The sequence below is a fragment of the Nonomuraea sp. NPDC049269 genome, assembly GCF_043197155.1.
In the GTDB taxonomy this organism is placed as follows: domain Bacteria; phylum Actinomycetota; class Actinomycetes; order Streptosporangiales; family Streptosporangiaceae; genus Nonomuraea.
The window spans coordinates 191068-210368 of sequence record NZ_JBICSO010000013.1 but is presented as its reverse complement, the minus strand read 5'-3'; the positions used below and the strand labels follow the sequence as shown (position 1 = coordinate 210368).

Here is a 19301-nt window from a genome sequence, read left to right as displayed (position 1 = left end):
GGTCATGGCCAGCGCCTCTGGCAAAACATTTGCTAGAATCGGTGGATGGATGAAGTCGCTGAGATGCCCGAGGCGGATCCCACGGTCTCGGTTTCGGTCTCGTTCCACTCCAGCGTGATCGAGTCGGTGCGCCAGCGTGTCGGCAAGCGTGGTGTATCTCCGTATGTGGAGGCGGCAGTCCGGCGGCAGATCGAGCGCGACAACCTGGCCGCTCTCATCAGAGCCAGTGAAGAGATCCATGGCCCGCTCACCGGGGCGGAGATCCAGGCAGCTCGGGAGGAGATGCTTGGACTCAGTACCCGCGGTGGGGTGGCGTGAGCGGCACCTGGGTTCTGGACAGCGAAGCCCTCTCGCGGTATTTGCGAGCCGATCGCAAGATGACCGCCCGGCTTGCCGTCGCTCTCGAGGACGACATCCGTGTCGTCATCAGCGCCGTCACGATCGTCGAGGCCGATCATGACAGAGTCCATCCCGCGCGGCTGGCCTGGACGCTGTCCCGGCTCACGGTGGAACCGCTCACCAAGGACCTCGCCCAGAGGGCGTCAGACCTGCTCAAATCCGCAGGGCTGCACGGTCACAAGTACGCCATTGACGCGATGGTCGCCGCGACGGCGATCACCACCGCCGAGAAGCCCGCCCGGATTCTCACCTCCGACCCGGACGACCTGGAAAAGCTCCTCGGGGAGCGTCTGGACCGCTCGAGTCAGCCGTGCGGCGCCGGAAACTTCACGGTCAAGGTCGTTCCAGTCTGACCCGCTGCGCTCCCGGCCGCCACCCAGGACGCCGCCCTGAACGCCAACGCTGACGTCGCCGCGCGGATCGGTGAGCGTCGGGGAGTTGGTGGTCGTGCTCTGTTCCAGCGCCCTGGACCACCCAGGACGCCTCCGTTGATCAGCGGCTCATTGCTCAGCGGGGGCGTCCGGCCTGATGTGACCGCGATCCCGTCCTCTACCGTCCCAAGCGCGGTCAGGCGCTCATCGCGTAGAGCACGTCGCGCAGGGCGGCCTCGCGGCTGCGCAGCCAGACCAGCCGCAGGGCCAGCGTCGGCGCCTCGTAGCCGAGCGGAACCGGTACGCCGGAGTCCGGTCCCACCGGTAGGCCGGAGTCCGGCCCCGTCTCCAGGGGGACGTCGCGCGGGACCGGCGCGCCGTCCTTCTCGGGCGTGAAGTCGGGCGGGACCGGCGCACCATCGGTCTCGGGGGCGAAGTCGAGCGGGATCAGCGCGCCGGAGGCGAGGTCCGCTTCCAGGACGAAGTCGGGGAGCAGCGCTCTCCCGAAGCCCTGCCTGGTCCACTCGCGAGCCGTGGCGATGCTGGTCAGCTCCCTGCGCGGCACCCGGGCGCCGAACAACTGGTCGGCCGCCAGCCGGATCGAGCAACCCGGCGTGCTGACCAGCAGCGGCTCCCGGTCACCGTCCGGAGCCGCGACCAGCAGCAGCCTGACCTCGCCCACGTCCAGGAAGTCCAGGTCGGCCGGAGGGGTGAAGCCCAGGCCGCCGATCCGGGGACCGGAGTCGAGCAGGAGCGCCGCGTCCAGGCCGCCGCCGGCCACCTCGGACAGCAACGCCTGCCTGGTCAGCGAGCGTACATCCACCTCCAGGTCGGGGCGGCGTTCGGACAGGTGGCGGACGATGGCGGGCAGTTTGGCCGCGGCCAGCATCTCCAGCGCCCCGATCCGAACACGGTGACGCTCGCCGGTCACCGCACGCCGTACCTCGTCCGCGTGGTCGAGCAGGCCCTGCGCCCGCGTGAGCAGGGTGGTGCCGGGTTCGGTCAGGCGCATGCCCTGGGGTGTGCGCTCGAAGAGGGTGACGCCGAGGCTGTCCTCCAGCCTGCGTACCTGTTCGGAGACCGAGGCCGGGGCGAGGCCGAGGGTGTTCGCGGCTCCGGTGACGGTGCCCGCCCCTGCCACCGCCACGAACCCCCGCAACTGACGCAAATCCACAGATGTCAGCATACGGTTTTCCCGAATGCCCCCTGCGGTCGCGCCTGTTGAGGGGAAATATCGTCTTTTAGCAGGCTGAGGGGCATGAAGATGTTCGGTTTCTCCCTGGCCTACTTCTTGGTGATCCTCGACACGACCGTGCTCACCATCGCGCTGCCCGATCTGCGTGCCTCCCTGGGTGGCTCGCTGGCCGGGCAGCAGTGGGCGGTGAACGCCTACACCGTCGCGTTCGCCGCGTCGCTGCTCACCGGGGGAGCGATCGCCGACCGGTACGGCGCCGCGCGGATCTTCAAGATCGGCGTGCTGGCTTTCGGGGTGATCTCGCTGCTGAGCGCCGCGGCGCCCCATCTCGGCGCACTGATCGCGTTGCGCGCCCTGCTCGGCGTGGCGGGCGCGCTCTGCACGGGCGGCTCGCTCGGCCTCCTGCCCGAGCTCTTCCCCGACCCGGCCGCCCGCGCCCGCGCCACCGGCCTCTGGGCCGCCATCACCGGCACCGCCCTGGTCACAGGCCCGCTGCTCGGCGGCCTGCTGGTCGACGTGTACGGCTGGCGGGCCGTCTTCCTCCTCAACCCGCCCCTCGCCCTGATCAGCCTGCTGGCCATGCGAAAGGTCCGTTCAGGCCGGGGGCACCGCCTCATCGACTGGGGCGTGCAGGCGCTGGCCTGCGTACTCCTCGGCCTGCTCGCCGAAGCCCTGATCGACTCGTCGTTGATCGCCGGGCTGTCGGCCTTGGCGGCCCTGGGCGCGCTGGTGTTCGTGGAGCGCCGTAGCCACGCCCCTGCCCTGCCCGGCGGCCTGCTCGCGGTGACCTGGCCGGAACTGCTGGCGGGCGCGGTGGCGAACTTCGCCTTCTCCGGCGCCCTGTTCGTCCTGACCCTGCTCCTGCAGGACAGCCGCCACCTGACCCCGCTGGCCACCGGGCTGGCCTTCCTGCCGCTCACCCTCCCGATGACGGTGAACCCGCTGCTCACCGGCCGCCTGGTGGCCCGCTACGGCCCCCGCCCACCGATCCTCGGCGGCCTCGCCCTGCTCGCGATCGGCCTGGCGGGCGTCTCGTTCACCGATGTTCTGGCGCCATGGCTGGTCGTGATGGGCTTCGGGCTGTCGTTCGTGCTGCCCGCGCTGATGGCGGGCGTGGTCACCAGCGCGCCGCCCGGTACGGCGGGTACGGCGGGCGGCGTCCTCAACGCCTCCCGCCAGGTCGGCGCCACCCTCGGTGTGGCCGTACTCGGCGGCCTGTCCCACCCCCTGCCGGTGGCCGCCTCTCTGACCGCACTGACGTGCGCCTGCTACGGCCTCGCGGCCCGCGCCCGACGGACGGTGCCGACCGTGGACGTCGGACTTCCCGCCGGGAAGTAATCGCGGAGTCCTCCGTGATACCCCGGAGCCGCCAAAGGCCACTCCGGGGGCTGGCCGCGTGTCTCGCTAACCGTCCGAGCGATTTCTAGTGCCAGACAGGAAAGCCTCTTCCCACTCGCTCAGCAGGGGGTGAAGAAGATTTTCTGTGTGCCCTCCAGAATCCCCCACTGGCCCGAAGGCTGACTGCACCCGGACCAGCGCTGTCCGACGATCTGGTCTCCGCTGTAGTAGCTGATGACGAGGAGGTTGTCGCCCCCTGGCGGGGGAGGAGGAATAGCAAGTGCCGGGGTCGAGCCGAGAGCGAGCGCGCCGGCAGCCAATACCGCCGCTAAAACCCCTCGCTTGATGTTCATGGACGTTCCTCCAGATCCACCGGGCTTTTCAGGCCAGAGCGAATGCCAAGGCCAATTGCGTGATCTGAGATCACGGTAACCGCCATCGATCAACGCTGCCAGCAGCAGTCGATCATTAATGTCGGCGTGAGGGCATCGCGTCGGTCACGGTAGGTCCGCCCAGGTGATGAGTCCGTGGCGGTGGGCGTAGACGGCGGCCTGAACGCGGGTGCGTAGTCCGAGCTTGGCGAGGATCCGCTCGATGTGGATCTTGACCGTGCCGGGTGAGATGACCAGGGCCTGGGCGATCTCGGCGTTGCTGTTTCCGGCGGCCAGGTGGCGCAGTACGTCGGTCTCGCGTGGCGTCAGCGCGCCCATCTCGTCGGTGGCCGGGCGCGGGGAGGTGGCCGCGAAGCGGTGCAGCAGACGCGGGGTCACCTGAGGATCCACCAGCCCCTGTCCCTCGTGGGCGGCCCGTACCGCATCGATGATCAGGCCAGGGTCGCTCTCCTTCAGTAAGAACCCGACCGCGCCCGCCTGCAGCGCGCCGAAAAGGTAGTCGTCCAGGTCGAACGTGGTCAGCGCGACCACGGCCGGTGCGGAGGCGAGGGCCAGAAGATCACGAATCGCGGTCAGTCCGTCCATGCGCGGCATGCGGATGTCGGTGAGCACCACGTCAGGCCGGTGCCGCCGGGCCATCTCGACCACCTGTAGCCCGTCCGCAGCCATTGCCACGACCTCCAGATCCGGTTCGGAGGACAGGAGCAGGCGCAGGCCCTCCCGGGTTGGCGCCTGGTCATCGGCGACGATCACCCGAATGCTCACCGGCGGGCCCGTCGCGTGCCGTGGCCGTCCGCGGTCTCCGGCTGGAGGCGGCCCGCGACTGCGCGCGTGCCGTCGATCGCGTTCGGCTGGTTTCCCGTCTCGCGGGGCGCGTCCAGGGGCAGACGGGCAGTGACTCGCCAGCCGCGCGGAGCGCGTGGCCCCACCGTCAGCGTGCCGCCGAGCATCGCCGCCCGCTCTCGCATGCCGCGCACTCCGCTCCCCTCCCATGCGGCCGATCGGCCGGGCACCGCCTGCCCATCGTCCTCTACGACGACGGCCACAACCTGGCCGTCTCTGCCGATCCGTACCGCGGCCTGCGAGACTCCGGCGTGCCGCATCACGTTGGTCAGTGACTCCTGCACGATCCGGTAGGCGGCGTGCCGTACTCGCAACGGCACGCCCTCGCGCAGGGAGTCACCGTCCAGCCGCACACGCAGTCCCTGACGCGACAGGCGCGCGGCCAGCGAACCGAGATCGGTGCCCGCGTCTTCGTCGCGAAGCAAACCGAGCAGCCGCCGGGTTTCCCCGAGCGCGGTGCCGGAGATCTCGGCGATCGTCTCCAGGGCCCGCTCGGCGTCCGCGGGAGTGCCCCGCCGTGCTCCCACGGCCTGGAGCCGGATCGCGCTGAGATGATGGCCCACCACGTCGTGCACCTCCCGGGCGATCCGGGCGCGCTCCTGGACCTGCTCGACCAGGGCGAGTTGCCGGGACCGGTCGTGCTGCAGGCGCAGGGCGTGGCCGAGCGCGACTGGGCCGAGCCCGGCGGCCACCGCCATGACCAACTGGGAGGGGTATGTCGGAGTACCGACCAGCATGAGGTCGAGCACGACGAGCCAGCAGGTCGCAGCGATCGTGGGCAGCAGCCGTCCTCCGTCACGGTGGTAGGCGGCCGAGCTGAACGCCGCGACCGTCACCCAGGCGCCGACCTGCGGCTGGCTCAGAATGATCGCGAGCAGGACGGCCGCACCCGAGGTCAGGGCCGCGGTGAGCGGCAGTCGGCGGCGTACGGTCAGCGGCGCGCACACCGCGCAGACCAGCATTCCCCACAGGGGCGTGAAGCCGTTCAGGCTGGACATGGTGGCGTCCAGCAGGGGGACCCCCAACGTCAGCAGCGCCGTCGCGGCCGCCAGCACGGCGTCCTGGGCGAGCGCGGGCAGCGCCCGCCAGGCTCCGATCACGGTCAGTTCACCCCCGAGGGATCCTAGCCACCAGGTCGCCGGGGCAACGCGCCCCGGACGGAGGCAGTGCCCCGGCGGTCAGGTAGTCGTGGACGTACTGGCGCAGGCAGGTGGCGCCCAGCCCAGAGGCACTCTGCATGAGGTACGCGGCGTGCCCGTCACCGTGCCTGACCACGCGTGCCCCGGGGAGCTGCGCGGCCATGTGCTCGGCGGCGAGGTTCGGAGTGTTGTCGTCGGCGTCGCCGATGGAGATCAGCACCGGTGGCACACCTCGCGTCAGCAGCGGATGCGGCGGATAAGAGGAGGCGTTGCCCATGCCGAGACAGCGGGCGAGCTGGTAGCGGCCCTGGATCCAGCCGATCCGCGGCGCGGCCACGCGCAGGCGCGACTCGACCGCCAGGAAACCGCGGTAGCCGGGCACCTTCGGCATGAAGTCGCGGCACAGCAGGGCACCATGGGGGTATCCGGGGCCTTCGACGGCAGGAGGCAGCAAGTTCGCCAGGTCTGTGGCGTCGCCGTCGGAGGCCTTGCGCAGTGCTGCGGCCAGCCTCGGCCAGGCGGGCGGGGTGAGTCCCTCCCGCACCGCGACGAGGAACTCCCGCTCGTTCAACGTCCGTGCTCCCGCGGGCAGAGGGGTATGGCGGGCGCGGGCGAGCAGGCCGTCGAACACCTCGATCGCGTCGTCGTCGCCCAGCGCGCACCCGGCCCGGCACCAGTCGCGGAAGCGGCTGAGCTGTCGCTCCTCGGTGAGCGCGTTGTCCAACAGCCATCTCTCTAGTGACGCCTGGGTGTGGTCGGCGACGCCGTCCAGCACCATCCGGCCGACCTTCTCGGGGAACGACTCCAGGTAGGCCTGCCCGAACACGGTGCCGTAGGAGTTGCCGAGATAACGCAGCTTCGGCTCGCCGAGCGCGGCACGCAGCGCCTCCAGATCATGGGCCACCTGCCAGGAGGTCAGTCCCGCGTAGGCGGCGCCCATGGATTTGCGGCAAGAGGCGTCGTAAGCGGTGTTCGCCCGGGCGTGTGCGCGCCAGCTCTTCTCGTCGGGCCGCAGGATCAGCCCGGTGAGGCCGGGCGGCGGCGTCGCGCACTCCACGATCGAGGTGCTGCCCCGGCTGACCGCGCTCCTCGCATTGATCAGGACGACGTCGAACCAGGCGGTCAGCTCCGACACCACCGCGGGCATGGACCGCACGTCCTGAATGGTCGCCCCGCCACCGCCGGTGTTGACCACCAGTGAGCCGAGGCTTCGTGCGGGGTCACGTGCGGGCATCCTCGCGAGGTCCACCTGGGTCTTCGGGCCGCCGGGCCGCTTCCAGTCGATCGGTACGCCCAGCTTGGCGCATTCCATACCGTCCCCGCACTCAGCCCATCTCAGGACCTGGACCGGAACGGGGGGCTCAGCCCTCAGAGCCTGGGCCGGAGCTTGCGGGGCGGCGGCCATGGTCGTGCCGAAGAGAAGACCGGCCAGCGCTCTACGCAACTTCTTCACCGCTCGAGCATTGCCTTGACCGGCATGCGCGGGCATCTGCCATCCGGCATATCCTCCGGCGGCGAACGCGATGTGCGCGGCTGGCCCACGCGGAGCCAGAACAGAAACGGCCCGGAATCGACGGTGTGGTCGGTTCCGGGCCGTTCTGGTCGGACTAGATGTCGTAGTAGAGCTCGAACTCGTGCGGGTGCGGACGCAGCCGGATCGGGTCGACCTCGTTCTCGCGCTTGTAGGCCACCCACGTCTCGATCAGGTCGGGCGTGAAGACGCCGCCTTCGAGCAGGTAGTCGTGGTCGGCCTCCAGGGCGGCGAGGACCTCGGGGAGGGAGCCGGGCACCTGCGGCACCTGGCGGGCCTCCTCCGGAGGTAGCTCGTAGAGGTCCTTGTCGACGGGCTCCGGGGGCTCGATCTTGTTGCGGATGCCGTCGAGGCCCGCCATGAGCATGGCCGAGAAGGCGAAGTACGGGTTGCACGACGGGTCCGGCACGCGGAACTCGATGCGCTTGGCCTTCGGGTTGGACCCCGTGATCGGGATGCGGACGCAGGCCGAGCGGTTGCGCTGCGAGTAGACCAGGTTGACCGGGGCCTCGTAGCCGGGGACCAGGCGGTGGTAGGAGTTGACCGTCGGGTTCGTGAACGCCAGCAGCGACGGAGCGTGCCTGAGCAGGCCGCCGATGTAGTAGCGGGCCGTGTCGGACAGGCCCGCGTAGCCGACCTCGTCGTAGAAGAGGGGCGAGCCGTCCTTCCACAGCGACTGGTGGCAGTGCATGCCGGAGCCGTTGTCGCCGAAGATCGGCTTGGGCATGAACGTGACCGTGTGGCCGTACTCCAGGGCCGTGCTCTTGATGACGTACTTGTAGAGCATCAGGTTGTCGGCCGTCTTGAGCAGCGTGCCGAACCTGAAGTCGATCTCCGCCTGACCGGCCGTGCCGACCTCGTGGTGCTGCATCTCGACGTCGATGCCGGCCTCGATGAGGTTGCGCACCATTTCCGAGCGCAGGTCCGTGAAGTGGTCCATCGGCGGGACCGGGAAGTATCCGCCCTTGTAACGGGGCTTGTAGCCGAGGTTGCCGCCTTCGGTGGCCTTTCCGGTGTTCCAGGCGCCCTCGATGGAGTCGATGTAGTAATAGCCGGCGTTCTGCCGCGTCTCGAAGCGGACGTCGTCGAAGATGTAGAACTCCGCCTCGGGACCGAAATAGACGGTGTCGGCGATGCCGGTGCCCTTGAGGTATTCCTCCGCCTTGCGGGCGACGTTGCGCGGGTCGCGGCTGTAGGCCTCGCCGGTCAGCGGGTCGTGTACGAAGAAGTTGATGTTGAGCGTCTTGTGCTGGCGGAACGGGTCGATCACGGCGCTGGACGGGTCGGGCAGCAGCAGCATGTCCGACTCGTGAATGGCCTGGAAGCCGCGGATCGACGAGCCGTCGAACATGAGGCCATCGGTGAAGACGCTGGCGCCGAAGTTCTCGACCGGGAAGGTGAAGTGGTGCGTCGTCCCCGGCAGGTCGGTGAACCTGACATCGACGAACTGCACCCCTTCGTCACTGATGTACTTCAGGACGTCGTCGGCGGAGTTGAACACTCTCGAACCTCCCTGGGGACATGGCTATCAGGCCGACGTTAAGTCGTGGCCGTTTCCGAACGGTGTCTCGGTTGTTTCACACATGTTAAGCGGGCTCAGGTCGGGTTCGAAGCGCGACACCCATCCTTACGGTCTTCTTCGCCACCCTTCTCCTTGCCCAGATCGTAGGGGTCCGACGGCGGGCCGGTCGGTTCCACCGCGTCCGGAGCCGAGTCCGGGTAGTCGGGGTGGATGAAGGCGTCGTCCACGTCGCAGCGCGCGGGAGTGCTGCTGTAACCCCAGTTCGCCAGCCACAGGACGAGCTCTCCCGCCTCCCGGAAGACGAACACGCTGCCGGTGGGGTGAGCGACGAGACGGATCGTCGTGGCGGGCGCTCCTGGGCGGTGCACGGCATAGGTGATGATGTAGTTCAGCTTCACCAGGGCGCCGTTGCGTCCGTATTTCCGGGCCTTGGTCAGTGTGGTCCTGCCGTTGACCTTGATGACGTCGGTGGAGAGCTGGGCGGTCTTCGGGGCGAAGCTGATCACCCAGCCGCGGCTGTCGGGGTCGTCCTTGCCCTTCTTCCGCGGATCCAGGTTCTTCCGGAACCAGACGCGCTGCTCGCGGTCGAGCAGCTTGACGAAGGCGGTCGGCTTGCCGCCCATGAGCGTCTTGTGGTCGAGATAGGCCGCGGCCATGAGCTCGCGGGTACGGTCCAGAGCCTTCGCGACGTCCTTCTTCGACACGCCGCCGATCGCCTTCGCCTTCGGCATCACGAAGCCCGCCGCGCCGTCGGCGTACTTCTCGGCGGGGGAGCCCTCGAAGGGATCCGCGGCGGCCTCCCCTCCCGGAGCCGCCGTCCCCGTCGTGCCGGTCGCCTCCGGAATGGCGGTGCCGGTCGTCTCCAGGGTCGCGGTCGCCGCGCCGGCCCCCTCCGGGGCCGCGATCACCGGCTGGGTCTCCTCGGGGACCGGGCCCGCCGGCCGACCTGAAGGAATCAGCAGGTCGGGGCGGAAGGCGACGACCGCGCCCGCGGCGGCGATCACCGTGATCACCGCGGCGGTGGCCAGCAGCCCGCGGCCGGCCCGCCCCAGAGGCCGCATGGCCTTGTCCGAGCGCGGCGGCCGGCTCCCCCGGGTGGCCGCCGCGCGCATCCTGCGCTGCTCGTCCGCGTCGATCTGCGCGACGAGCTCGTTGAAGCGCGCGTCTAAGTCATCCCCGTTCGTCATGGCGAACATGATGGGGGAGAAAAGTGATCTTTGTGCCGCGAATGGGTCACGATCCCGACCGGCCCCCCTGCCGGATACCGTGGAGGGCATGAGCAGGAACGAACCGCGCTGGACCCAGACCTGGCTGGGGGGCGTCAGGGCGGCCGGGGTCGATCTCGGGTACCCGGGCGAACGCCTGGGCCTGCCCGAGCAGGGGAGCGGTGCGATCGCCGGGTGGGGGCGGCGCATCGCCGCGCTGGTCATCGACTGGATGATCTGCACCTGGGTGGTCGTGCAGTTGGTGCTGAGGATGAACCCGGCCGAGTCGCCGTGGGCGGTCGTGGCGGTGTTCGCGCTGCAGTACGCGCTGCTCGTCGGGTTCATGGGGCAGACGTTCGGGCACCGGCTCGCGGGCATCAGGGTCGCCGCGCTGGACGGTGGCAACCCGCGGCTGCTGCCCGTCCTGGTACGCACGTTGCTGCTCTGCCTGACCGTGCCCGCGCTCATCTGGGATCGCGACCACAGGGGAGTCCACGACCGCGCCTCCAACACGATGGTCGTTCGTATGTGAGCCTCATTGACAACGTTGTCTGCGCGGGATCTGCTGTTGACAACGTTGTCAGGAGGCGACATGCGGAGAGCACATCTTGCGGTCGTGGCGGCCGTGGCCTCACTGGGATTCGCCGGGTTATCGGGGGTGGCGGTCGCCGATCCGCCTCCGTCACCCCTGCCGTCGGACGCGCCGTCGGCGGCACCCACGCAGCCGACGCCCATCGAGGAGGTGACGCCGTCCCCGAACGCGAGACGGGGGGCGGTGCGCACCGCCCCGCCGGGGGCGCTCTTCTACTCCTCCCTCGAAACCGGCGACCCGCAGCCGGCCTGGCTCAACACGGTGGACGAGGGCAGGAAGGCCGAGGGGATCACCGGCAGCACCACGGGCGGCATCCCGGGCAACATCACCGACGAGGTCGTCGACATCGCGGCCAGCGGCGAGAACACCCCCTCGGGCGAGGTGAAGGAGAACCTGCTCGACGGCGACGTCAACACCAAGTGGCTGGCGTTCACCAGTACGGGCTGGGTGTCGGTGAAGCTGTCCAAGCCCATCGCGGTCACCCGGTACGCCATGGCCTCCGCCAACGACGCGCCCCAGCGCGACCCGGGCGACTGGGCCCTCGAAGGGTCGGCGGACGGGCAGAGCTGGACGGCCGTGGACACGCGGGCCGGAGAGGTGTTCGACGCCCGGCTCAAGACCCGCGAGTTCGACGTGGCGAACCCGGGCTCCTACCTCTACTACCGCCTCAACGTCACGCGGATCGGCTCGGGCACGATCGTCCAGCTCGCCGAGCTCCAGCTCTCGGACGGCGACTCCGCCCCGAAACCGCCCTCCGACATGCGCAGCCTGATCGGCCCCGGCCCCGGCAGCGGCTACACCGCCAAGCCCCGCGCCGGCTACACCGGCCTCAAGGCGCTGCGCTATTCGGGCAGCACGACCACCAGCGGCGGCGGCCACTCGGCCAACAAGGTGTTCGAGACGGACATCGAGGTCACGGCCGACACCGAACTGTCGTATGTGCTGTTCCCCGAGTTCACCGGCGCCTCGCTGAGCTACCCCAGCACGTACGCGAGCGTGGACCTGGCCTTCGCCGACGGCACCTACCTGAGCGACCTGAACGCCAAGGACCAGCACGGCATCACGCTGACACCACGGGCGCAGGGCGAGTCCAAGACCCTCTACGCCGACCAGTGGAACTTCCAGCGCTCCCGCATCGGCGACGTGGCCAAGGGCAAGCGGATCAAGCGCATCCTGGTCGCCTTCGACGCGCCGGCCGGGCCCCTGCCGTTCAAGGGCTGGGTCGATGACATCACGCTCGTCAACGCCAAGCCGCGGCAGGTCGAGAGCCTGGCCGACCACGTGGTGACGACGCGTGGCACCCAGTCGACCGGCGGCTTCTCGCGGGGCAACAACTTCCCGGCCACGGCCGTGCCGCACGGGTTCAACTTCTGGACGCCGATGACCGGCTCCGGGTCGAACTCGTGGCTGTACGAGTACCACCGCAACGGAAACGCCGACAACGTCCCGACCATCCAGGCGTTCGCCGCCAGCCACGAGCCGAGCCCCTGGATGGGCGACCGGCAGTCCTTCCAGGTCATGCCGTCGCTGCTGGCCACACCGAACCCTGACCGGGTCGCCAGGGCCACCCCGTTCCTGCACTCGGGCGAGACCGCCAAGCCGTACTACTACGGCGTCGACCTGCTCAACGGCATCCGTACGGAGATCGCGCCCGCGGACCACGCGGCGGTGTTCCGCTTCACCTTCCCCGGCGACAGCGGCAGCCTGATCTTCGACAACTACAACAACAACGGCGGGCTGAGCATCGACCAGGGCGTCGTCACCGGCTTCACCGACACGCGGAGCGGCCTGTCAGCGGGCGCCACCCGGATGTACGTCTACGCGGTCTTCGACCAGCAGCCCACCGCCGGCGGCAAGCTGACCGGGGCGGGCCGCGACAACGTGACGGGTTACCTCGCCTTCTCCGCCAAGCAGGTCACGATGCGCATCGCCACCTCCTTCCTCGGCGTGGCGCAGGCCAAGCGCAGCCTGGAGCTGGAGAACGGCACGTTCGACGAGGTCAAGGCACGGGCCCAGCGCGCCTGGGAGGACACGCTGGGCACCGTCGAGGTCGAGGGCGCCACGCCCGACCAGCTCACCACCCTCTACTCGAACCTGTACCGGCTGTTCCTCTATCCGAACTCGGGCTTCGAGAACACCGGCACAGCCGCCACACCCGCCTACAAGTACGCCAGCCCGGTCTCGGCCAGGACCGGACCCGACACCCCCACCCAGACCGGGGCCAAGATCGTGGACGGCAAGATCTACGTCAACAACGGCTTCTGGGACACCTACCGGACGACCTGGCCCGCCTACTCGCTGCTCGCGCCCGAGGCGGGCGAGCTGATCGACGGGTTCGTCCAGCAGTACCGTGACGGGGGCTGGATCGCCCGGTGGTCCTCGCCCGGCTACGCCGACCTCATGGTCGGCACCAGCTCGGACGTGGCCTTCGCCGACGCCTACAGCAAGGGCGTGCGCGGCTTCGACGCGAAGTCGGCGTACGCGGCGGCGGTGAAGAACGCCACCGTCGTGCCGACGAACCCGGCCGTCGGCCGCAAGGGACTGCAGACCTCGATCTTCCGCGGGTACACCGCGCTGAACGAGGTAGGCGAGGGCCTGTCCTGGGCCATGGACGGATATATCAACGACTTCGGCATCTCGACCATGGCCGCGTCCCTGGCGAAGACCGCCACCGGTCCGGAGAAAACCCGCTACCTGGAGGAGTCCGAATATTTCCGTAACAGGGCCCTGAACTACGTCAACATGTTCGACCCGGAGGTCGGCTTCTTCCAGGGCCGCGACTCCACGGGCAAGTGGCGGCACACCAAGGCCGACTACGACCCCCGCGTCTGGGGTTACGACTACACCGAGACCGACGGCTGGAACATGGCCTTCCACGCGCCTCAGGACGGCACCGGACTCGCCGCCCTCTACGGTGGGCGCGCGGGCCTGGCCAAGAAGCTCGACGCGTTCTTCGCCGACCAGGAGACGGCCACCTTCCCCGGCTCGTACAACGGCGTGATCCACGAGATGCGCGAGGCCAGGGACGTCCGCATGGGCCAGTACGGCCACAGCAACCAGCCCTCGCACCACATCATCTACATGTACGACCACGCGGGGCAGCCGTGGAAGGCGCAGGCCAAGGTCAGGGAGGCGCTGTCGCGGCTGTACCTGGGCAGCGAGATCGGCCAGGGCTATCCGGGCGACGAGGACAACGGCGAGATGTCCGCCTGGTACGTCTTCAGCGCCCTCGGCTTCTACCCGCTGCAGGCCGGCAGCCAGGACTACGCGATCGGCTCGCCGCTGTTCACCAAGGCAACCGTGCACCTGCCCGGCGGGAAGGACCTGGTGATCAACGCCCCGGCCAACAGCGCCAAGAACGTCTACGTCCAGGGCCTCAAGGTGAACGGCAGCGCGTGGAAGTCCACCGCGCTGCCGCACGACGTACTGGCTCGCGGGGCCGTTCTGGACTTCGCGATGGGGTCCACGCCGTCCACGTGGGGCGAGCCGCCGGAGTCGATCACGCCTGACGGCGAGACGCCCCGGCCGATGCGCGACATCCCGGTCACCGGTGGCCCGGCGGCGCTGTCGGATGACACCTCGCTGACCCAAGCCACCATTTCCGGAAATATCACCCTCCAGGCGGGAGTGCGGGAGAAGGTGGACTTCTACACCCTCACCTCGGCGGCCCCCGGCCCGCTGTCGTGGCGGCTCGAAGGCTCCTACGACGGCACGACCTGGACGGTCATCGACCAGCGTGACGGCCAGGCGTTCGACCAGGCGAAGCAGACCCGGCCCTTCAAGGTCGCCCGCCCCGGCCGGTACGCCCAGTACCGCCTCACCACCTCCGGCACGCTGGCCGAGCTGGAACTGCTGGCAGTACCGGATCCGGCCTGCACGCAGACCGTCACCGGCACCCACAGCGGACCGCTCACGGCCGGCTCCGGCGTGACCTGTCTGACGGCCGGCGCGAACGTGACCGGCCCCGTCGTCGTACGCAAGGGCGCCTCGCTGATCGCGCGGGGCGCCACCATCGGCGGGCCGGTCACGGCGGTGAACGCCGCCCGGCTGGTCCTGGTGGACACCTCCGTGGGCGGACCGCTCACGGCGACCTCGGTGAAGGAGCTGTCGCTGGAGAAGTCGACGGTTGGCGGGCCGGTCACGCTGATCGGCGACAGCGGGCCACTGATCGCCGCCAGCACGGTCAAGGGGCCGCTGACCTGCACGGGCAACTCCCCGGCCCCGACCGGGAACGGCCTGCCCAACACGGTCTCCGGGCCGTCGGCCGGGCAGTGCAAGGGTCTCTAGCCGGACTGAAAAACCGTACCGGGTTAGATTTCTAACCCGGTACGGTTTATGCTTGCCCTCATGATGGCGGGACTGCGGGAGAAGAAGAAGGAGCAGACGCGGCGGCGGATCGCCGAAGTGGCGCTGCGGATGTTCGCCGAGCGGGGTTACGAGGCCGTGACGGTCAACGAGATCGCCGAGGCGGCCGAGGTCGCGAAGGTGACGCTGTTCACCTACTTCCCGACCAAGGAGTGCCTGGTCCTCGACGTGGTCAAGGACGACACGGCGAAGATCGTCACCGAGCGGAGGCCGGGGCAGACGCCGCTCGGGGCGCTGCGCGAGCACTACCGGGCGTTCGCCGCCGAGGGGATGGGGGAGGTCGACGTCGACGGCCTGCTCACCCGGATCCGGGTGATCTCGGCCAGCCCGGCGCTGATGGCGGGGCTGCACCAGACCCAGGCGGGGCAGCGCTACGAGCTGGCCGCCGCGCTGGCGGGCGCGCGGGGCGTGCCGGACGGGGCGTGCGAGCTGCGGGACCAGCTCATGGCCGCGCAGATCACCGCCGTGATCACGACGCTGCAGGAGGGGTTCTTCCAGCGGCTCGTCGCCGGGACGCCCATCGCGGAGGCGGGCGGTCGGCTGGCGGGCGAGGTCGAGCTCGCCTTCGACCTCATCGAGCACGGCTTTAAGGGAGATATTTCGTGAAAAAAGGTATCAACTATGACACCGGGTTCCTGCCGGGGGAGAGCCTGTCCCGCGCGGTGTTCGACGCCGAGACGGTCGGGCGCGAGATGCGGGTGATAGCCGATGAGCTGCACTGCGCGGTCGTACGCGTCTCCGGCGGCGACCCGGAGCGGCTGAGTGTGGCGGCCGAGCAGGCCGCCGCGGCCGGGCTGGAGGTCTGGTTCGCGCCCTTCCCCGTCGACCTGCCGCCGGAACGGATCCTCCCTCTCTACGCCGACTGCGCCGAACGAGCCGAGGCCGTACGGCGGAGCGGCGCCGAGGTGGTGCTGGTCACCGGCTGCGAGACCAGCGCCTTCTGCGACGGGTTCATGCCCGGCGCCGACTACCACGAGCGGATGCGGGCGATGATGTCGGCCGACATGGAGTGGTGGCAGTCGCTGGGCACGATCATGGGCCGCTTCAACGGCTTCCTCGGACAGGCCGCCGAGACGGTCAGGCCGCTGTTCGGCGGCCGGGTCACCTATGCCTCCGGGCCGTGGGAGTTCGTCGACTGGACGCCGTTCGACCTGGTCGGCGTGGACGCCTACCGTGCCGCGTACAACGCCGGCGGCTTCGTGGAGGAGCTGCGCGGCCACTTCGAGCACGGTAAGCCCGTCGTGGTGACCGAGTTCGGCACCTGCGCCTACAAGGGGGCGGGGGAGCGCGGGGGGATGGCGTGGGTCGTGCCCGACGGCTCGGAGCGCGACGAGGGCGAGCAGGTCCGCTACCTGAACGAGCTGCTCGACGTCTTCGAACGGGAGGGCGTCGACACGGCGCTGTGGTTCACCTTCGCCTCCTACAACCGGCCCGGCGACGCCGACCTCGGCGCGTACGGCGTGGTCAGGATGCTCGACCGGACCCGCTGGGAGCCCAAGGCGGCCTTCCACGCGATGGCGGCCAGGTACGGGCACGGCTGACGTCGGCTGGTCAGGCGCGTGCGCAGCTGAAGATGGCGGTGCCCGGTATGTGCTTGCCGCGTAGCGGGCTCCAGCCGCCCCACACCCGGTCATGGCCCGCCGGCCACTCGGGCTCCAGCAGCCCCGTCACGGTCAGCCCCGAGGCGACGATCAGGCCGATCCAGTCGCCCATCGTCCGATGGTGCTCGACATAGGTCGGCGTACCGTACTCGTCCATCTCGACATAGGGCGAACGGTCGAAGTAGGACCGGTCGGACGTCAGCCCGCGCGGCCCCGGATCGTCGGGGAACGCCCACCGGATCGGATGGCTGACCGAGAACACGAACCGGCCGCCCGGCCTGAGCACCCGGCCCACCTCCCGGAACACGGCCAGCGGATCGGCCACGAACGGCAGCGCCCCGAACGCCGAGCACGCCAGATCGAACGACCCGCCGGCGAACGGGAGCGCCTCGGCGTCGGCCTGCACCACAGGGACGTGCACGCCGGTGTCGAGGTCGATCCGCTGCGAGTGGCGCAATTGCCGGTGCGACAGGTCGAACGCGGCCACCTCGGCCCCCTGCCCGACCAGCCACCGCCCGCACTGTGCCGCGCCGCAGCCCATCTCCAGCACCCGCCGCCCGCGCACCTCGCCCAGCAGGCGCGCCTCGGCCTCGTCGACGCCCTCCGGGCACCAGACGAAGCCGGAGTCACGCAGGAACTCGCCGTGTTCGACCTGGTAGTCGTCGGCGTTGCCGTCCCACCAGCCGCGGTTGGCCCGCGACGAGTCCGACAGCATCGGCGCACTCCTCAACGGCACTAGCGCATCTTGGGGCCGCGCGGCACGCGGGCGCCCCTGGGCATCGGGCCCTTGGGCATCGGCATGTTCTTGGGGAGGGAGCGCAGGCGGTCCTTCACCTCGTTGACCGCGGGCTTCTTCAGGTTGCGCGGCAGCTTCATGATGTGGCGCTGGAGCTTGCCCAGCGGGATCTGCCCCTCGCCGTCGCCGCACTGGATGTCGTAGATCTCGACGCCCAGCACCACCCGCGCGACGCGCTTCTTCTCGGCCGCGAGCATCTTCGCCACCCGGTTGCCGGGCCCCTCGGACACCAGCACGACACCCGGGAACCCGACCACGAGGTGGATCAGGTCCTGGTCACGGTTGACCGCGATGGCCGGGGTGACCTGCCAGTTGCCCCGCATCCCCTGCAGCACCGCGGCGGCGGCGCCGGTCTGGCCGTGCAGAATCGAATACTGGGCTTTCTGAGCCAGTTGCCCGAACACCACGAGGCCGACGGTAGCCGCGGCGAGCACGCCGAGGAACACCGAGTACCACAGATAGTCCGTGACCAGCCCGATCACGACGACCACAGCCAGCGTGCCGACCGCCGAAAGGAAGACGATCGGCAACCCCTTGGGGTTGGCCTGCTTGATGATCTGCGCGATCATGCGGAACTGCTTGATGCGTCCCGGCTTCTCTGGATCCTCGGACTTTGCCATGCTTCGAAGAATACAAACCAACCGACCGGGATACGAAAACGCCCGTGGTCAATCGGGCAATTTTCTTTTACGGCAGAGCACGGTGAGCCCCAGTCGCCGTCCGGGGCCGGGCTCCGTCCAGGGGGACGCTCCTCCGGTGATGCGGGGCCGGGCGCCGTGACGAGACGGTGAGACCCCGGCCTACGTGAGCGTGACCAGGTGCGGGGGCTGAGGAGAAGCAGGTGGCCCGCACCGCGTCGAAGGCCGCGAGCCTGGAGTCAGGGCCCCGTGCCGGTCACCGCCACCGTGACCGAAGTGTCATCGGCCGTTATCGAATCGTAGGACGAGCGGACGCCCCGGTCATGACGTACGGCGCGCGATACGAAGAAGACCGCCTCCTGGCGGAGACGGTCTTGAACGTGGCCCGGAGCGTCAGGCGCTCTGGCGAGCCTCGATGGCCTGCTTGTAGAGCCGGCCGGCGCGGTAGGAGGAGCGGACGAGCGGGCCCGACAGCACCCCGGCGAAGCCGATCGCCTCGGCCTCTGCCTGGAGCTCGACGAACTCCTCCGGCTTGACCCAGCGCTCCACCGGGTGGTGGCGGGGCGTCGGGCGCAGGTATTGGGTGATCGTCAGCAGGTCGGTGCCGGCGGCGTGCAGGTCGCGCATCGCCTCCACGATCTCCTCACGCGTCTCGCCCATGCCCAGGATCAGGTTGGACTTGGTGACCAGCCCGGCCTCGCGGGCCATCGTGATCACACCCAGCGAGCGGTCGTAGCGGAACGCGGGCCGGATCCGCTTGAAGATCCGCGGCACGGTCTCGACATTGTGCGCGAACACCTCGGGCTTGGCCGAGAACACCTCTTCAAGCTGCTCGCGGTTGCCGTTGAAGTCGGGCACCAGCAGCTCGACCCCGCAGCCGGGCAGCAGCGCGTGGATCTGCCGCGCGGTCTCGGCGTAGAGCCAGGCGCCGCCGTCGGGCAGGTCGTCGCGGGCCACGCCGGTCACCGTGGCGTAGCGCAGGCCCATCTGCTCGACCGACTCGGCCACGCGGCGCGGCTCGTCCCGGTCGTACTCCTTGGGCTTGCCGGTGTCGATCTGGCAGAAGTCGCAGCGGCGCGTGCACTGGTCGCCGCCGATGAGGAACGTCGCCTCGCGGTCTTCCCAGCACTCGTAGATATTGGGGCAGCCCGCCTCTTCACAGACCGTGTGCAGGCCCTCCCGGCGCACGAGCGATTTCAGCTCGGTGTATTCGGGGCCCGTCCTCAGCTTGGTCTTGATCCACGGGGGCTTGCGCTCGATAGGGGTTTCGGCGTTGCGCACCTCCAGGCGGAGGAGCTTTCGGCCTTCAGGAGCAACGGTCACCGCCCCAGCTTACGTCGCGCCGCACCCTGCCCTACTCCCAGGGCGGCTTGT

At 69.6% G+C, this 19301-nt stretch carries 17 protein-coding genes; 7 read left to right on the top strand and 10 right to left on the bottom strand.

The window, feature by feature from the left end:
• Positions 1-45 precede the first annotated feature (45 nt).
• On the top strand, positions 46-318 hold the full coding sequence (locus ACGFNP_RS54995) for a CopG family transcriptional regulator (RefSeq protein WP_393332251.1): 273 nt from the start codon (positions 46-48) through the stop codon (positions 316-318).
• Entirely contained in the window at positions 315-752 is a 438-nt protein-coding gene (locus tag ACGFNP_RS54990) for a type II toxin-antitoxin system VapC family toxin (RefSeq protein ID WP_393332248.1), read from the top strand. Before ACGFNP_RS54995 ends, ACGFNP_RS54990 begins: the two co-directional genes overlap by 4 nt.
• Before the next feature lie 214 nt (positions 753-966).
• On the opposite strand, the gene ACGFNP_RS54985 is transcribed toward ACGFNP_RS54990, so the two are convergent.
• Positions 967-1944: a LysR family transcriptional regulator gene (locus ACGFNP_RS54985; RefSeq protein WP_393332245.1), complete on the bottom strand. Its 978-nt coding sequence runs from the start codon at positions 1942-1944 to the stop codon at positions 967-969.
• A gap of 84 nt (positions 1945-2028) precedes the next feature.
• Here ACGFNP_RS54985 and ACGFNP_RS54980 point away from each other — a divergent pair, with 84 nt between their 5' ends.
• Positions 2029-3303, top strand: coding sequence for an MFS transporter (locus tag ACGFNP_RS54980; RefSeq protein ID WP_358318297.1), 1275 nt, complete (start codon positions 2029-2031; stop codon positions 3301-3303).
• Between the two features lie 119 nt (positions 3304-3422).
• On the opposite strand, the gene ACGFNP_RS54975 is transcribed toward ACGFNP_RS54980, so the two are convergent.
• From ACGFNP_RS54975 to ACGFNP_RS54950, 6 genes are all read right to left on the bottom strand, one after another.
• Complete coding sequence (locus ACGFNP_RS54975) at positions 3423-3656, bottom strand: hypothetical protein (protein ID WP_358318298.1); 234 nt, start codon at positions 3654-3656, stop codon at positions 3423-3425.
• Between the two features lie 144 nt (positions 3657-3800).
• Positions 3801-4460 (bottom strand): response regulator, encoded by a 660-nt coding sequence (locus ACGFNP_RS54970; RefSeq protein ID WP_393332240.1) that lies wholly within the window; start codon positions 4458-4460, stop codon positions 3801-3803.
• A complete protein-coding gene (locus tag ACGFNP_RS54965; RefSeq protein ID WP_393332237.1) occupies positions 4457-5638 on the bottom strand; it encodes a sensor histidine kinase in 1182 nt (393 codons plus the stop codon). The genes ACGFNP_RS54970 and ACGFNP_RS54965 overlap by 4 nt, the downstream gene beginning before the upstream one ends.
• Positions 5639-5645: 7 nt before the next feature.
• Positions 5646-6989: an alpha/beta fold hydrolase gene (locus tag ACGFNP_RS54960; RefSeq protein ID WP_393332234.1), complete on the bottom strand. Its 1344-nt coding sequence runs from the start codon at positions 6987-6989 to the stop codon at positions 5646-5648.
• Positions 6990-7284: 295 nt separating this feature from the next.
• A complete protein-coding gene (gene glnA, locus ACGFNP_RS54955) occupies positions 7285-8709 on the bottom strand; it encodes a type I glutamate--ammonia ligase (RefSeq protein ID WP_358318304.1) in 1425 nt (474 codons plus the stop codon).
• Positions 8710-8804: 95 nt separating this feature from the next.
• The gene (locus ACGFNP_RS54950) at positions 8805-9917 is read right to left on the bottom strand and encodes a hypothetical protein (protein WP_358318305.1); all 1113 of its coding nucleotides are present in this window, start codon (positions 9915-9917) and stop codon (positions 8805-8807) included.
• An 88-nt stretch (positions 9918-10005) separates the two neighbouring features.
• Between ACGFNP_RS54950 and ACGFNP_RS54945 the strand changes: the two genes are divergently transcribed.
• Genes ACGFNP_RS54945 through ACGFNP_RS54930 form a run of 4 tightly spaced genes read left to right on the top strand, consistent with a single transcriptional unit; the run spans position 10006 to position 16433 of the window.
• Positions 10006-10467: an RDD family protein gene (locus ACGFNP_RS54945; protein ID WP_358318306.1), complete on the top strand. Its 462-nt coding sequence runs from the start codon at positions 10006-10008 to the stop codon at positions 10465-10467.
• 60 nt (positions 10468-10527) lie between these two features.
• Positions 10528-14814, top strand: coding sequence for a GH92 family glycosyl hydrolase (locus ACGFNP_RS54940; RefSeq protein ID WP_393332229.1), 4287 nt, complete (start codon positions 10528-10530; stop codon positions 14812-14814).
• A 60-nt stretch (positions 14815-14874) separates the two neighbouring features.
• A complete protein-coding gene (locus ACGFNP_RS54935) occupies positions 14875-15498 on the top strand; it encodes a helix-turn-helix domain-containing protein (RefSeq protein WP_358318308.1) in 624 nt (207 codons plus the stop codon).
• Entirely contained in the window at positions 15495-16433 is a 939-nt protein-coding gene (locus ACGFNP_RS54930; protein WP_393332225.1) for a hypothetical protein, read from the top strand. Before ACGFNP_RS54935 ends, ACGFNP_RS54930 begins: the two co-directional genes overlap by 4 nt.
• 10 nt (positions 16434-16443) lie before the next feature.
• On the opposite strand, the gene ACGFNP_RS54925 is transcribed toward ACGFNP_RS54930, so the two are convergent.
• From ACGFNP_RS54925 to lipA, 3 genes are all read right to left on the bottom strand, one after another.
• The gene (locus ACGFNP_RS54925; RefSeq protein WP_358318310.1) at positions 16444-17208 is read right to left on the bottom strand and encodes a methyltransferase domain-containing protein; all 765 of its coding nucleotides are present in this window, start codon (positions 17206-17208) and stop codon (positions 16444-16446) included.
• A gap of 20 nt (positions 17209-17228) precedes the next feature.
• The gene (locus ACGFNP_RS54920; RefSeq protein WP_358318311.1) at positions 17229-17909 is read right to left on the bottom strand and encodes a DUF4191 domain-containing protein; all 681 of its coding nucleotides are present in this window, start codon (positions 17907-17909) and stop codon (positions 17229-17231) included.
• A gap of 411 nt (positions 17910-18320) precedes the next feature.
• Positions 18321-19250: a lipoyl synthase gene (lipA, locus tag ACGFNP_RS54915; RefSeq protein WP_219532704.1), complete on the bottom strand. Its 930-nt coding sequence runs from the start codon at positions 19248-19250 to the stop codon at positions 18321-18323.
• Between the last annotated feature and the right edge of the window lie 51 nt (positions 19251-19301).